Source organism: Vibrio sp. YYF0003 (assembly GCF_036350715.1).
Taxonomy (GTDB): domain Bacteria; phylum Pseudomonadota; class Gammaproteobacteria; order Enterobacterales; family Vibrionaceae; genus Vibrio; species Vibrio natriegens.
This window is the reverse complement of sequence record NZ_JAZDWA010000007.1, coordinates 102381-115640: the sequence shown is the minus strand read 5'-3', so window position 1 is coordinate 115640 and position 13260 is coordinate 102381. Positions and strand designations below refer to the sequence as shown.

The following is a 13260-nucleotide window of genomic DNA, read 5'->3' as shown; positions in this document are numbered from 1 at the left end:
TTTAGCACGAGTTCTTGTTGTCTAATTGCTTAGAATTGTGGATCATTAGAAGTAATTCACTCTGCATTTCCATACTTGGATGCAGAGTGCCGTTTTCTCTGACAATACTAATATTTTGAGGTGCTATAGATGAGTGAAGCTGATGCTCGTCCATCAAACTTTATTCGCCAGATCATTGATAAGGATCTAGCGGATGGTAAACACACTAGCGTGCATACTCGATTCCCGCCGGAGCCGAATGGCTACCTGCATATCGGTCATGCTAAGTCTATCTGTTTGAACTTCGGTATTGCTCAGGACTACCAGGGTCAATGTAACTTACGTTTTGATGATACAAACCCTGAAAAAGAAGACATCGAATACGTTGAGTCTATCAAGAAAGATGTAAACTGGTTAGGCTTCGAGTGGAGTGGTGAAGTATGTTACTCATCAAACTACTTCGATAAGCTTTACGAATATGCAATTGAATTGATTAATAAAGGCTTAGCGTATGTAGATGAGCTAAGTCCAGAGCAGATTCGCGAATACCGCGGCACACTAAAAGCGCCAGGTAAGCCTAGCCCGTACCGTGATCGCCCTGTAGAAGAAAACCTGGCGTTGTTTGAAAAAATGCGCGCGGGTGAGTTTGAAGAAGGTAAAGCTTGTCTTCGCGCTAAGATCGACATGGGTTCTTCATTCATGGTCATGCGTGATCCGGTACTATACCGTGTTCGCTTTGCTACTCACCATCAAACAGGTGACAAGTGGTGCATTTACCCAATGTACGACTTTACCCACTGTATCTCAGATGCGTTAGAAGGCATCACTCACTCAATTTGTACGCTTGAGTTCATGGATAACCGTCGTCTTTACGACTGGGTACTAGACAACATCACCATTGATTGTCGTCCTCATCAGTACGAGTTCAGCCGCCTAAACCTAGAATACACAGTAATGTCTAAGCGTAAGCTGAATCAACTAGTGACTGAAAAGTTAGTAAACGGCTGGGATGACCCGCGTATGCCAACTGTTTCTGGTTTACGTCGTCGTGGCTTCACGCCAGCATCTATTCGTGAGTTCTGTAAACGTATTGGGGTTACAAAACAAGACAACATGATTGAGTTTGGCTCACTAGAATCTTGTATTCGTGATGACCTGAACGAAAATGCACCGCGTGCAATGGCTGTACTTGATCCTGTAAAAGTTGTTATTGAGAACTTTGAAGAGGGTAAGGTAGAAAGCTTATCTCTTGCTAACCATCCAAATAAACCAGAAATGGGTGAGCGCGAAGTACCGTTTACTCGTGAAGTTTGGATTGAGCGTGAAGACTTCCGCGAAGAAGCGAACAAGAAGTACAAGCGTTTGGTGCTAGGTAAAGAAGTGCGTCTTCGTGGTGCTTACGTGATCAAAGCTGAGCGTGTTGAAAAAGACGCAGAAGGCAACATCACTACCATTTTCTGTACTTACGATGCTGATACTCTGGGTAAGAACCCTGCTGACGGCCGTAAAGTAAAAGGTGTAATCCACTGGGTATCAGCGGATAAAGCATTACCAGCGGAAATTCGTCTATACGACCGTCTATTCACGGTTCCGAATCCTGCTGCTGCTGAAGATTTTGCTTCGACGATTAACCCTGACTCACTTGTTGTGATTAATGGTTTCGTTGAGCCAAGTCTAGCGTCTGCACAAGCAGAGGAAGGCTACCAATTTGAGCGTATGGGCTACTTCTGTGCTGATTCGAAAGACTCAAGCGCTGATAAACTAGTGTTCAACCGCACAGTTGGTCTTCGCGATACTTGGGCGAAAATTGAAGCTAACTAATTGAGCTAAAAATAAAAATGCCAGTCCTGAGACTGGCATCTTTTATATTTGGTGAAGAGATAACCGTTAAAATAAAAGCGCTCATTGAGCGCTTTATTTATATTTAGTGATTAATTCTTTGGCTTGTGTGCGTTTGGATCGTCTTTACAGCTACCATCACCACATTTACCGTATAGGTAAAGGCTATGGTTAGTCAGAGTTACGTTGTATTTAGACGCAATTTCTTTTTGACGCTCTTCGATAAGATCGTCTGAAAACTCAATAACTTCACCACAGTCTAGACAAACTAGGTGGTCATGGTGGTGTTGAGTCGACAGTTCAAAAACTGATTTACCACCTTCGAAGTGGTGACGAGTGACGATACCTGCATCGTCGAATTGGTTGAGTACTCGATAAACGGTTGCTAGACCGATTTCTTCACCTAGATCAATCAACTTTTTGTACAAATCTTCAGCACTGATGTGCTGGCAGTCTGGCTGCTGAAGTACTTCTAGAATTTTTAGCCTTGGAAGGGTTACTTTTAAACCCGCATCCTTCAGCGCCTGATTATTATCTGACATATACTTTCCCGTTGGATCATCTGCAGCGATTTAACAGAATTCAATATTCCTACCATTATAGGCGAATGGCCAAAAACATTAAACCACGAACTTCAAAGGGTTAATATATTCTTTCTTTGTAAATTAGAAATTGGTCAATTATATTAGACCTCTTACCAGTTACATTTTAGTAACATAAATCGCGCAGAGAGCAGGGATTGCAATGGATAAGCGGATTGCCAAAATTTACAAACCAGGAATCATAAAATTTGGGCTCAATCTTTGGCCCCCATTCTGGGGAGCTGGAATTAAAATCTTACATATTTCTGAAGACTTTCGTTTGGTGAAAGTACGTTTGAAATTGAGCTGGTGGAATAAGAACGCCAATCGGACTCAATATGGAGGAAGTATTTTTTCTCTTACAGATCCCATTTACTCAATGATGCTGATTGGGATTCTGCGGGAGGAATATTATGTGTGGGATAAAGAAGCCAGCATTAACTTCATTAAGCCCGGACACAGTGACTTGTACGCAGATTTTGAAATCTCAGAAGGGATGATTGAAGATATATTTGAAAAGACACGTAATGGAGACAAATGGTTTCCCGAGTTCATTATTCATATCAAGGATAAGGATGGGAACGTAGTGTCTGAGGTAAAACGCAAGCTCTATGTTCGTAAAAAGCCTCAGTACCGAGAGGAGGAGATCGTAACGGAATCCTCATAAACGTTACATACAAAAAGACCTCCAGAGCGGAGGTCTTAAATAAGATTTTGCGATTAGCCTTCAAGCTCAGCTAAACACATCTCTTCGTAAATCTGTTTTACCCAGTTCTCAACACGTTCATCGGTTAGCTCTGGTTGACGGTCTTCATCGATACACAGACCGACGAATTGACTATCGTCGCCTTCAACAAGCGCTTTAGACGCTTCGAATTCATAGCCTTCAGTTGATGTATGGCCAAGGATAGTGCCGCCTTTTGACTCAACGATGTCACGCACGGTGCCCATCGCATCACAGAAGTACTCTGCGTAGTCTTCTTGGTCACCACAACCAAAGATAGCAACTAACTTCGTAGAGAAGTCAATTTGCTCAAGCTCTGGGAAAAAGTCATCCCAATCACACTGAGCTTCACCATAGTACCAAGTCGGGATACCTAGAAGTAGAAGATCAAAGTTATCAATGTCTTCTTTGCTGCTTTTCGCGATGTCTTGAACGTGAACTAGTTGCTTACCTAGTTGCTTTTGAATCATCTTTGCAACGGCTTCAGTATTACCTGTGTCGCTACCGAAGAAGATACCTACACTTGCCATAGAGTCTATACCTTTACATTGTTTGTTGTTGGCGATGGTACTAAGGGTTTAGCCTAACCCCGAGCCTTCCCACGTTAGCTGAATTATCCCTTTTGCGATAAAACCAGCGCAGCCTAGAAAAAGGACTAACCATACAATACGACGACCAAAAACAGGTACATTGCCTTGCTTTAGCACATCTTTTATTGCCATCCCGATGAAGAAGAAGATAGCAGCAAAAAGAAGATCGAGCCCGATAGATTCGAGCATATCCATGTAGTCGTAGAGCATTGTAGTCCTTCATGCCGAAAATTATTGCGCGCACTATACCACTGTTAACCAGTAAAGTTAATGCAATACCAGAGTGGTTATTCCAATAATCAATGGTTGTTGGTGAATTTGTTAAGCCGAAATGTGTTTCCTGATCACTCGCATGACTTCGGCTGGCTTTTCTGCATGTAACCAATGCCCTGTGTTGGCGATGATATGTGCTTTGGCACGCTTAAATTGTCTTTGTACGGCAGGCTGATGCTCTGGCATTAAATAATCTGAATCTCCACCCTTAATAAAGAGGGTTGGGATCTCGGTTGGTGTTATCTCTTGCCAGCCAATAATTTCCGCGTAATTTTTCAACAGGCCGTCTACGTTAAAGCGCCACGCCATTTTATCTCCGTCTTTATATAGCGACTTCGAAAGAAACTGTCTCACGCCATCTATCTCAACGTGTTGCGCCAGCACATCCATTGCTTGCTGGCGGCTCGTTGGTTCTTGGGCTATGACCGCTTGAAGACCGTTAAAAACGTTGTCATGACGATTCGTCGTATAGGCGACCGGAGCGATGTCTAATACAACCAGTTGTTTGACAAATTGTGGGGCGATGTCGACAAGTTTCATCGCAACTTTACCACCCATCGAATGCCCGATAATGATGGCCGGATCAATGTTTAAGTGGTGAAGCAACTCGGCAACGTCTTGTGCCATATCGCTGTACGTGTGGGTATCCGAGTGGAAAGAGAGGCCATGGTTGCGTAGATCAATACTGATCACCGAGTAATCTTGGACAAGATCACGAGCCAAAAGGCCCAGATTACTTAAACTACCAAACAATCCATGAATCAAAACAACTGTTTGGCCTTGGCCTTCCTGCTTATAGTTGAGTAATGCTGACATTTTATCTTATTCGTGATGGGTTTAACGTGGAGTATCCGCAAGGATCTCATTGTATAGCCAAATGACTCCAAGTCATTCTCGCTGAACCTAGCTTCTTGAAGTTATTTGGGTATAATTCCACAGAGTTTAAACATTGAGAATGTGAAAAGCGAATGAAAACAATTGAGGTTGATGAGGATCTATACCGTTACATTGCTGGTCAAACTAAGCATATCGGCGAAAGTGCCTCGGATATTTTGCGACGCCTTTTAAACCTTGATGGTGAGTTGCAGGAAGCAAAAGTTGCGCCTGTAGTAGAGAAGCCACAAGGGATTGTAGTAAGTAAAGATGCAGGTAAAACAGAGCAAATAGATACAGTGAAAGAAATGCGTTCACTGCTAATATCTGATGAGTTTGCTGATCTTAAAAAAGCGATTGATCGCTTCATGTTGGTTCTATCAACATTACACAAATTAAATCCAGAAGGATTCGCACAAGCGACAAATGTGAAGGGACGCAAGCGCGTTTACTTTGCTGATAATGAAGAAACCCTGCTGGCTAACGGCAATACAACCAAACCTAAGGCCATTCCAGAAACACCGTTCTGGGTTATCACAAATAATAATACCAGCCGCAAGAGACAAATGGTTGAACAAGTGATGGCGCACATGGGATTCCAACCGGACTTGATAGAAAAAGTAACAGGTTCAATCTAAGAAACCTGATAGAAGCCTCATAATGTTTAGCATTTAGCGGATATTATGAGGCTTTTTAGTTTGTTATTTTTATAGAAAGGATGTCAGACATGGCTATGCACCCTCGTGCTGGGCAAAAAGCGCAGCAGGAAGATCTTCATAATATTCCGGCGTTAGTTGCGAATTATTTCTTACTTCAACCTGATTCGACCAACCCAGACCACAAGGTTCAATTCGGTACATCAGGTCACCGTGGTACTGCAGACAAGCATACCTTTAACGAAAATCATATATTGGCTATTGCACAAGCGGTTGCAGAAGTGCGTGCAGAGCAGGGCACGACAGGGCCACTGTTTGTCGGTAAAGATACGCACGCATTGTCAGAGCCTGCTTTTTCTAGTGTTATCGAAGTTTTGATTGCGAACGGTGTAAAAGTGATCGTTCAGCAAGATAATGGCTACACACCAACTCCAGGTATCTCACACGCTATTCTGACTTATAACATCAAACACGATGAGAAAGCGGATGGCATTGTGATCACTCCTTCGCACAACCCACCTCAAGACGGCGGTATCAAATACAATCCGACTCATGGCGGACCAGCGGAAGCGGAATTGACTCAAGCGATTGAAGACCGTGCGAATGCACTGATCGCCGAAGGGCTAACAGGCGTGAAACGTCTGCCTTTACAAGAAGCAAAATCTTCTGACTTGTTTGTGGAAGTCGATTTAGTCAAACCATATATCGATGATCTGGTTAACGTGATCGATATGGAAGCTATCCAAAAAGCGAACCTAAAGATTGGTGTTGATCCATTAGGTGGTAGCGGTATCGATTACTGGCGTCAAATTGGCAAGGCATACAACCTAGATCTGACTTTGGTTAGTGAAGCGATTGACCCATCATTCCAATTTATGTCACTGGATAAAGATGGCGTTGTTCGTATGGACTGTTCTTCACCATACGCAATGGCAGGTCTGTTGGCGCTGAAAGATGAATACGATTTGGCGTTTGGTAATGACCCAGACTATGACCGACACGGTATTGTGACACCAAAAGGTTTGATGAATCCAAACCACTACCTGGCTGTATGTATCGACTACCTATACCGTCATCGTGATGCGTGGGGTAAAGACGTCGCGGTTGGTAAGACTTTGGTTTCGAGCGCATTGATCGACCGTGTTGTAGCGGATCTTGGTCGCGAGTTATGTGAAGTACCAGTTGGTTTTAAATGGTTTGTTGATGGCCTTTACACGGGTAAGTTTGGCTTCGGTGGTGAAGAAAGTGCGGGTGCTTCTTTCCTACGTAAAGATGGCACTCCTTGGTCAACCGATAAAGATGGTATCCTGCTTTGTCTACTAGCAGCAGAAATCACAGCAGTAACGGGTAAAAACCCTCAAGAGTACTACGAAGAGCTGGCGGCGAAGCATGGTGAATCTAAGTACAACCGAATTCAAGCAGTAGCAAATGGTCCTCAAAAAGACGTACTGAAAAAGCTGTCTCCGGAAATGGTTTCTGCAGAAACACTGGCTGGTGATGCAATTACGGCACGCCTCACTCACGCTCCTGGTAACGGTGCGGCGATCGGTGGTCTAAAAGTCACCACTGAAAACGGTTGGTTTGCGGCTCGCCCATCTGGTACAGAAGACATCTACAAAATTTACTGCGAAAGCTTCAAGGGTGAAGAGCACCTAAAACAAATCGAAGCCGAAGCGCAAGAAATTGTTAATCAGGTATTTGCAGCCGCAGGTCTGTAAACGAGACAATTTTTTAATGGAAACGTTAAGGGTTGATGTTAAAGCATCAACCCTTTTTATTTTGGTTTTGCCGAGATTACAGAAGATAACGTTCAGCGCATCAAAGCTAGTTTGGCCACTGATCCGGTACAATAAACCAGAACTCACCATCTTCAGTTTGTGCATGCTCAAATCGGCCCGACGGTTTCTCAATAGGGTGGGAAAAGTCATCGGTACCCATCGCCCAACAAGGTTTGCTCAGATGATAAAGTGGCTTTGGAATCAAGTCCCATTGACTTTGGTAGCACCAATACCCGCTTATTTGAGAGGTATTAAGCTCATAACCCAAACACTCCGTTGGCGTTGTCTCCGAAGAAAACGGGTTTATATAGAGACGGCCTTGCATCAGCAATCGCTCTTCTGGTGGAGTATCTAGTGGGAGAATTTGCTGGAATTCAGGCCTTGCGCTCATTTTTAATTGATGAGTCAGCATTCTATCCAGTTTTTTATGTAATTGATCATGGGCATTGGGGCCGTACCAAACGCCTTGATGAAGCAGGTAGAACTTAATGGCAACTTCCCAATGTTCCAACTGACCTGACTCCGTATTTTGCAACACTAAATCCACTGCACCAATCGTTCTTCCAGTGTGGTCATTGAGTTGAATCTCCTCTGCGACAACTTGGTATCGCTCGGAATTAGAAAGCACAGCCGTGCACAAATGCTGATATAAAAAGCCCAGTCTTGGATTACCGCTATATTGTTCAGATTCGCATAACGGCGCTACGGATAAATCTTCAAGTGTTGCAAACGGTGGTCGCAATTGAAAAAGTGGTGGTGATTTTGCGATCCAATCATAAAAGCGTTGCAATTGATTCATCCCGTTTCCTTTTAACCCTTAGCTTTAGCAATAAAGTGACGAAGCAGTATTATTGTAACGAAATTTGCCAACGATGGGGACACGATGTCTGGCATCAGTATCTAGGTTCGATATACACTTTAAACATGCATTAGAAATTGGAAGTGATGATGAATAACTTAAAGCTAGAACAGATTCTTAACGACAAACTATCACCACAGTTAATCAAAGATTACGCCCCGAATGGGCTGCAGGTAGAAGGGATTCCAACCGTAAACCGCATAGTTACCGGTGTTACGGCTTCACAGGCTTTGATTGATAAAGCGGTTGAACTTAATGCCGACGCATTGCTTGTCCATCATGGATACTTCTGGAAAGGTGAACCTGAACCAATTCGCGGTATGAAAGGAAAGCGAATCCGCAGTTTAATTAAAAATGATATTAATTTGTACGGTTATCATCTTCCTCTTGATATTCACCCTGAACTTGGCAACAACGCTGAGCTGGCAAAATTGTTGGAAATTGACGTTGAAGGCGGCCTAGAAGGTCATCCGCAGTCAGTCGCGATGTATGGACGTTTGAAAAAACCGATGTCAGGTGCTGATTTTGCGAGCAAGATCAATCAAGTACTTGAGAGAGAACCCCTGCATATTGCACCAGAAAATGCAGATAAAATGATTGAGACCGTAGGCTGGTGCACTGGTGGCGGGCAAGACTTTATTGAATTGGCCGTGCAGCACGGGCTAGATGCCTTTATCTCCGGTGAAATATCTGAGCGCACAACGTACACTGCGAGAGAAATGGACATTCATTACTTTGCAGCGGGACATCATGCAACAGAGCGTTACGGTATCAAAGCGCTTGGTAAGTGGTTGGCTGATGAGTACGGCTTACAAGTCGAGTTTGTGGATATTGATAATCCGGTTTAGCGCAGAACAATAAGCAAAAAATAAAAAAGGGTTGAGACTCACATCTCAACCCTTTTTTTAGCATTTCACTCAGTGATTATTCACGCTCATGAAGCGGAGAAAATTCACGTTGTGCCTCACCAGTGTATAGCTGACGAGGACGACCAATGCGGTTTAGCGGATCGCTGTGCATTTCGTTCCAGTGAGCAATCCAGCCAACGGTACGAGATAGAGCGAAGATAACCGTAAACATTGATACTGGAATACCGATCGCTTTAAGAATGATACCTGAGTAGAAATCTACGTTCGGGTACAGTTTCTTAGAAACGAAGTACTCATCAGAAAGAGCGATACGCTCAAGTTCCATCGCTACGTCTAGTAGAGGATCTTGGATGTTTAGCTCTTTTAGAACTTCGTGACACGTTTCACGCATTACGGTTGCACGTGGATCGTAGTTCTTGTAAACACGGTGACCGAAGCCCATCAAACGGAATGGGTCATCTTTATCTTTCGCACGTTCTACGTACTCTGGAATGTTATCGACGCTGCCGATTTCTTCCAGCATCTTCAGACATGCTTCGTTAGCACCACCGTGCGCTGGGCCCCAAAGAGATGCAATGCCAGCGGCAATACATGCAAATGGGTTAGCGCCAGAAGAACCAGCAAGACGTACTGTTGATGTTGACGCGTTTTGTTCGTGATCCGCGTGTAGAGTAAAGATTTTATCCATAGCACGTGCAACGACAGGGTTCACTTCATACTCTTCACATGGGTTTGCAAACATCATATGTAGGTAGTTTTCCGCGTAGCTTAAATCGTTGCGTGGGTAGATAAATGGCTGACCGATAGAGTATTTGTAACACATCGCTGCCAGCGTAGGCATTTTCGAAATTAGACGGTAGGCCGCAATTTCGCGGTGTTCGTCGTTATTAATATCGAGCGAATCGTGGTAGAAGGCTGCTAATGCACCGACTACGCCACACATTACCGCCATTGGGTGAGCATCACGTCGGAAGCCGTGGAAGAAGCTTGCGATTTGCTCATGTACCATAGTATGACGAGTAACGGTTTTCTTAAATTGCTCGTATTGGTCTCGGGTAGGGGCTTCACCATAAAGAAGGATGTAACATACTTCTAGGTAATCTGCGTTATTGGCTAATTGATCAATCGGGTAACCGCGGTGCAAAAGAATACCTTTGCCGCCATCGATATATGTGATTGATGATTCACAAGATGCAGTGGCAAGAAAACCAGGGTCAAAAGTAAAGTAACCATTAGCTCCTAGTTTACGAACATCAATTACAGGAGTACCTAAAGTACCTTCCATAATTGGCAGTTCGATTGGCGCTTTGCCTTCAACATGAAGGGTCGCTTTCTTATCCGCCATAACAATCTCCTTTGTTTATTATTTAATCCGTCCAGGATGTTTGTGTGCCATGTTTTTACTGTTGTTAAGGCGTAAAGTCAATTTTTCTACATCTTTGTGTGCACTTGTTATGATTTTTTCTTTGAAAATCGTTAAAAATCTGTTCTATGTAGCATAATTTGTTACACCAATTGTATTAGAATGTTGCTCGCCGTATATTGGCAAAGAAAATTTTAGTTAAATCCTTATAAATTCGGGGCTATAACAAAGTGTGAGGTTTGGTGATGGCTCCCGGTGTTAACAACTTGTTTACAATATTCTCGGTGATTATCGGTCGTATCTGTTAAATAAATGTTAACTTTTGTACATTTGGACGCTGAAATTGGTTATAACAATAAATGCTCAATGGAGCTGAGTGAGCAAGCCCGTGAAAGAAAGAAAGTCAAGACCTGTTAATTTAGATTTACAGACCATCCGCTTTCCTATCACAGCAATCGCATCCATCCTGCACCGTGTGTCCGGGGTAATCACGTTTGTTGCGGTAGGTATACTACTTTGGTTACTGTCCATTTCTCTGTCATCCCCAATGGGTTTTATGGAAGCCGCCGATATCGTCGATAGCTTCTTCGTAAAATTCATCCTATGGGGCATTTTAACTGCACTTGCATACCACATTGCTGGTGGTATCCGTCACCTGATGATGGATCTAGGCTACTTTGAAGAGCTAGATTCAGGCACGATGAGCGCGAAAGCTGCTTTTGGTGCGACTGCAGTATTGTCACTATTGGCGGGGATAATGGTATGGTAAAACACGTTTCTTCATTTGGTCGTAACGGTGTACACGATTTCCTACTGATTCGTGCTACTGCCATCATTATGACTCTATACACGATTTATCTGGTTAGCTTCTGTGCATTCTCAGATATCTCTTACGCATCTTGGACCCAATTCTTTGGTGGCACTTTCACCAAAGTATTCACCATGTTGGCTCTTGTTTCTGTACTGATTCACGCTTGGGTTGGTATGTGGCAAGTGTTCACCGACTATATTAAGTGCGCGAAACTTCGTGGCGCATTACAACTTGGTGTTATTGCCGTTCTATTCGGTTATGTCTTCTCTGGTCTATTTATTTTGTGGGGTGCGTAAGTGTCTATTCCAGTTCGTGAGTTTGACGCCGTAGTAATCGGCGCTGGTGGTGCAGGTATGCGCGCTGCACTACAAATTTCAGAGCAAGGCCTTTCATGTGCTTTGCTATCTAAAGTATTCCCAACTCGTTCTCATACAGTATCTGCGCAGGGTGGTATCACCGTTGCTCTAGGTAACTCGCATAAGGATGATTGGCAGTGGCACATGTACGATACCGTAAAAGGTTCTGACTACATTGGTGACCAAAACGCTATCGAATACATGTGTAAGAATGGTCCTGAGTCTGTTATCGAACTAGAAAAAATGGGTCTTCCATTTTCTCGTTTTGACAATGGTTCTATCTATCAGCGTCCATTTGGCGGTCAGTCAAAAGAGTTTGGTGGTGAGCAGGCTGCACGTACAGCAGCAGCGGCAGACCGTACAGGTCACGCGCTTCTTCATACGCTTTACCAACAAAACGTTAAGCACAAGACAACCATTTTCTCTGAGTGGTATGCACTAGACTTGGTGAAAAACCAAGATGGCGCGATCATGGGTTGTACAGCGATTTGTATGGAAACAGGCGAAATCTGTTACTTCAAATCAAAAGCAACCATTCTTGCTACTGGTGGTGCAGGTCGTATCTACGCTTCAACAACTAACGCACACATCAACACTGGTGATGGTGTTGGTATGGCTCTACGTGCGGGCGTTCCGATGCAAGACATGGAAATGTGGCAGTTCCACCCGACGGGTATCGCTGGCGCAGGTGTTCTTGTAACAGAAGGTTGTCGTGGTGAAGGTGGTTATCTTCTGAACAAAGACGGCGAACGTTTCATGGAACGTTACGCTCCAAACGCGAAAGACCTTGCTGGTCGTGACGTGGTTGCTCGTTCAATGATGATCGAAATCCGTGAAGGTCGTGGTTGCGATGGCCCATGGGGTCCACACATTAAACTGAAACTGGATCACCTTGGTAAAGAAGTGCTTGAGTCACGTCTACCTGGTATCTGTGAACTGTCTCGTACATTCGCACACGTTGATCCAGTCAAAGAACCAATTCCTGTAATCCCAACCTGTCACTACATGATGGGTGGTGTTCCAACTCAGGTTTCTGGTCAAGCAATTAAACAGCTTGCTGATGGCAGCGAAGCGGAAGTTCAAGGTCTATTCGCTTGTGGTGAAATCGCTTCTGTATCGGTTCACGGTGCAAACCGTCTAGGTGGTAACTCACTACTAGACTTGGTGGTATTCGGCCGTGCTACAGGTCTTCACCTTGGTGAAACACTAGCAGCACAAGTTGAAGCTCGTCCTGCAACTGAATCAGACATCGAAGCTTCTCTGGCGCGTACTATGCGTTGGGAAAACAGCACAGGTGGTGAAGATCCAGTACAAATCCGTAAAGATCTGCAAAGCTGCATGCAAAACAGCTTCTCGGTATTCCGTGAAGGTGATGCGATGGCAACAGGTCTGGAAGAGCTTAAAGTTATCCGTGAACGTCTAAAAGATGCTCACCTAGCGGACAAGTCTTCAGAGTTCAACACTCAGCGTATTGAGTGTCTAGAGCTAGATAACTTGATGGAAACAGCGTTCTCAACAGCAGTTGCTGCGAACTACCGTACGGAAAGCCGCGGTGCGCACGCTCGTTTCGACTTCCCAGATCGTGATGACGAGAACTGGCTATGCCACTCAATCTACAACCCGGAAACTGAAGCGATGACTAAGCGTGATGTTAACATGACGCCAGTACACCGTGACGCGTTCCCGCCGAAAGTACGTACATACTAAGG

General features: G+C 44.1%; 14 protein-coding genes. 8 read left to right on the top strand and 6 right to left on the bottom strand.

Features of this window, described 5'->3' with window-relative positions:
- Positions 1-129 precede the first annotated feature (129 nt).
- Positions 130-1800, top strand: coding sequence for a glutamine--tRNA ligase (gene glnS / locus V1U08_RS18985; protein ID WP_329346398.1), 1671 nt, complete (start codon positions 130-132; stop codon positions 1798-1800).
- A 110-nt stretch (positions 1801-1910) separates the two neighbouring features.
- Here the strand turns inward: glnS and fcrX are convergent, their stop codons facing one another.
- A complete protein-coding gene (gene fcrX / locus V1U08_RS18980) occupies positions 1911-2360 on the bottom strand; it encodes a ferric iron uptake transcriptional regulator FcrX (RefSeq protein ID WP_329346395.1) in 450 nt (149 codons plus the stop codon).
- 202 nt (positions 2361-2562) lie between these two features.
- Between fcrX and V1U08_RS18975 the strand changes: the two genes are divergently transcribed.
- Complete coding sequence (locus tag V1U08_RS18975) at positions 2563-3066, top strand: DUF4442 domain-containing protein (RefSeq protein WP_330471250.1); 504 nt, start codon at positions 2563-2565, stop codon at positions 3064-3066.
- 53 nt (positions 3067-3119) lie between these two features.
- On the opposite strand, the gene fldA is transcribed toward V1U08_RS18975, so the two are convergent.
- The 3 genes from fldA to V1U08_RS18960 form a co-directional block, all read right to left on the bottom strand.
- Entirely contained in the window at positions 3120-3653 is a 534-nt protein-coding gene (fldA, locus tag V1U08_RS18970; protein WP_014231139.1) for a flavodoxin FldA, read from the bottom strand.
- Positions 3654-3701: 48 nt separating this feature from the next.
- The gene (locus tag V1U08_RS18965; RefSeq protein ID WP_005461613.1) at positions 3702-3923 is read right to left on the bottom strand and encodes a DUF2788 domain-containing protein; all 222 of its coding nucleotides are present in this window, start codon (positions 3921-3923) and stop codon (positions 3702-3704) included.
- 111 nt (positions 3924-4034) lie between these two features.
- Entirely contained in the window at positions 4035-4802 is a 768-nt protein-coding gene (locus tag V1U08_RS18960; RefSeq protein WP_330471249.1) for an alpha/beta fold hydrolase, read from the bottom strand.
- 152 nt (positions 4803-4954) lie between these two features.
- Between V1U08_RS18960 and seqA the strand changes: the two genes are divergently transcribed.
- Positions 4955-5497, top strand: coding sequence for a replication initiation negative regulator SeqA (seqA, locus tag V1U08_RS18955; protein ID WP_020333373.1), 543 nt, complete (start codon positions 4955-4957; stop codon positions 5495-5497).
- Positions 5498-5586: 89 nt separating this feature from the next.
- Entirely contained in the window at positions 5587-7233 is a 1647-nt protein-coding gene (pgm, locus tag V1U08_RS18950) for a phosphoglucomutase (alpha-D-glucose-1,6-bisphosphate-dependent) (protein WP_330471248.1), read from the top strand.
- 106 nt (positions 7234-7339) lie between these two features.
- On the opposite strand, the gene V1U08_RS18945 is transcribed toward pgm, so the two are convergent.
- The gene (locus V1U08_RS18945; protein WP_330471247.1) at positions 7340-8092 is read right to left on the bottom strand and encodes a DUF1853 family protein; all 753 of its coding nucleotides are present in this window, start codon (positions 8090-8092) and stop codon (positions 7340-7342) included.
- Between the two features lie 149 nt (positions 8093-8241).
- Here V1U08_RS18945 and V1U08_RS18940 point away from each other — a divergent pair, with 149 nt between their 5' ends.
- Positions 8242-9000 (top strand): Nif3-like dinuclear metal center hexameric protein, encoded by a 759-nt coding sequence (locus tag V1U08_RS18940; RefSeq protein WP_014231144.1) that lies wholly within the window; start codon positions 8242-8244, stop codon positions 8998-9000.
- Between the two features lie 76 nt (positions 9001-9076).
- Here the strand turns inward: V1U08_RS18940 and V1U08_RS18935 are convergent, their stop codons facing one another.
- A complete protein-coding gene (locus V1U08_RS18935) occupies positions 9077-10366 on the bottom strand; it encodes a citrate synthase (protein ID WP_014231145.1) in 1290 nt (429 codons plus the stop codon).
- 394 nt (positions 10367-10760) lie between these two features.
- Here V1U08_RS18935 and sdhC point away from each other — a divergent pair, with 394 nt between their 5' ends.
- The 3 genes from sdhC to sdhA are packed head-to-tail and all read left to right on the top strand — an operon-like array spanning position 10761 to position 13258.
- A complete protein-coding gene (sdhC, locus tag V1U08_RS18930) occupies positions 10761-11153 on the top strand; it encodes a succinate dehydrogenase cytochrome b556 subunit (RefSeq protein ID WP_014231146.1) in 393 nt (130 codons plus the stop codon).
- Positions 11147-11491, top strand: coding sequence for a succinate dehydrogenase, hydrophobic membrane anchor protein (sdhD, locus tag V1U08_RS18925; RefSeq protein ID WP_014231147.1), 345 nt, complete (start codon positions 11147-11149; stop codon positions 11489-11491). The genes sdhC and sdhD overlap by 7 nt, the downstream gene beginning before the upstream one ends.
- Entirely contained in the window at positions 11492-13258 is a 1767-nt protein-coding gene (gene sdhA, locus V1U08_RS18920) for a succinate dehydrogenase flavoprotein subunit (RefSeq protein ID WP_014231148.1), read from the top strand.
- Positions 13259-13260 lie beyond the last annotated feature (2 nt).

Excerpts from the sequence above, each read along its gene's own strand:
- glnS (WP_329346398.1), top strand. The coding sequence starts at position 130 with ATGAGTGAAGCTGATGCTCGTCCATCAAACTTTATTCGCCAGATCATT.
- fcrX (WP_329346395.1), bottom strand. The coding sequence starts at position 2,360 with ATGTCAGATAATAATCAGGCGCTGAAGGATGCGGGTTTAAAAGTAACC.
- V1U08_RS18975 (WP_330471250.1), top strand. The coding sequence starts at position 2,563 with ATGGATAAGCGGATTGCCAAAATTTACAAACCAGGAATCATAAAATTT.
- fldA (WP_014231139.1), bottom strand. The coding sequence starts at position 3,653 with ATGGCAAGTGTAGGTATCTTCTTCGGTAGCGACACAGGTAATACTGAA.
- V1U08_RS18965 (WP_005461613.1), bottom strand. The coding sequence starts at position 3,923 with ATGCTCTACGACTACATGGATATGCTCGAATCTATCGGGCTCGATCTT.
- V1U08_RS18960 (WP_330471249.1), bottom strand. The coding sequence starts at position 4,802 with ATGTCAGCATTACTCAACTATAAGCAGGAAGGCCAAGGCCAAACAGTT.
- seqA (WP_020333373.1), top strand. The coding sequence starts at position 4,955 with ATGAAAACAATTGAGGTTGATGAGGATCTATACCGTTACATTGCTGGT.
- pgm (WP_330471248.1), top strand. The coding sequence starts at position 5,587 with ATGGCTATGCACCCTCGTGCTGGGCAAAAAGCGCAGCAGGAAGATCTT.
- V1U08_RS18945 (WP_330471247.1), bottom strand. The coding sequence starts at position 8,092 with ATGAATCAATTGCAACGCTTTTATGATTGGATCGCAAAATCACCACCA.
- V1U08_RS18940 (WP_014231144.1), top strand. The coding sequence starts at position 8,242 with ATGAATAACTTAAAGCTAGAACAGATTCTTAACGACAAACTATCACCA.
- V1U08_RS18935 (WP_014231145.1), bottom strand. The coding sequence starts at position 10,366 with ATGGCGGATAAGAAAGCGACCCTTCATGTTGAAGGCAAAGCGCCAATC.
- sdhD (WP_014231147.1), top strand. The coding sequence starts at position 11,147 with ATGGTAAAACACGTTTCTTCATTTGGTCGTAACGGTGTACACGATTTC.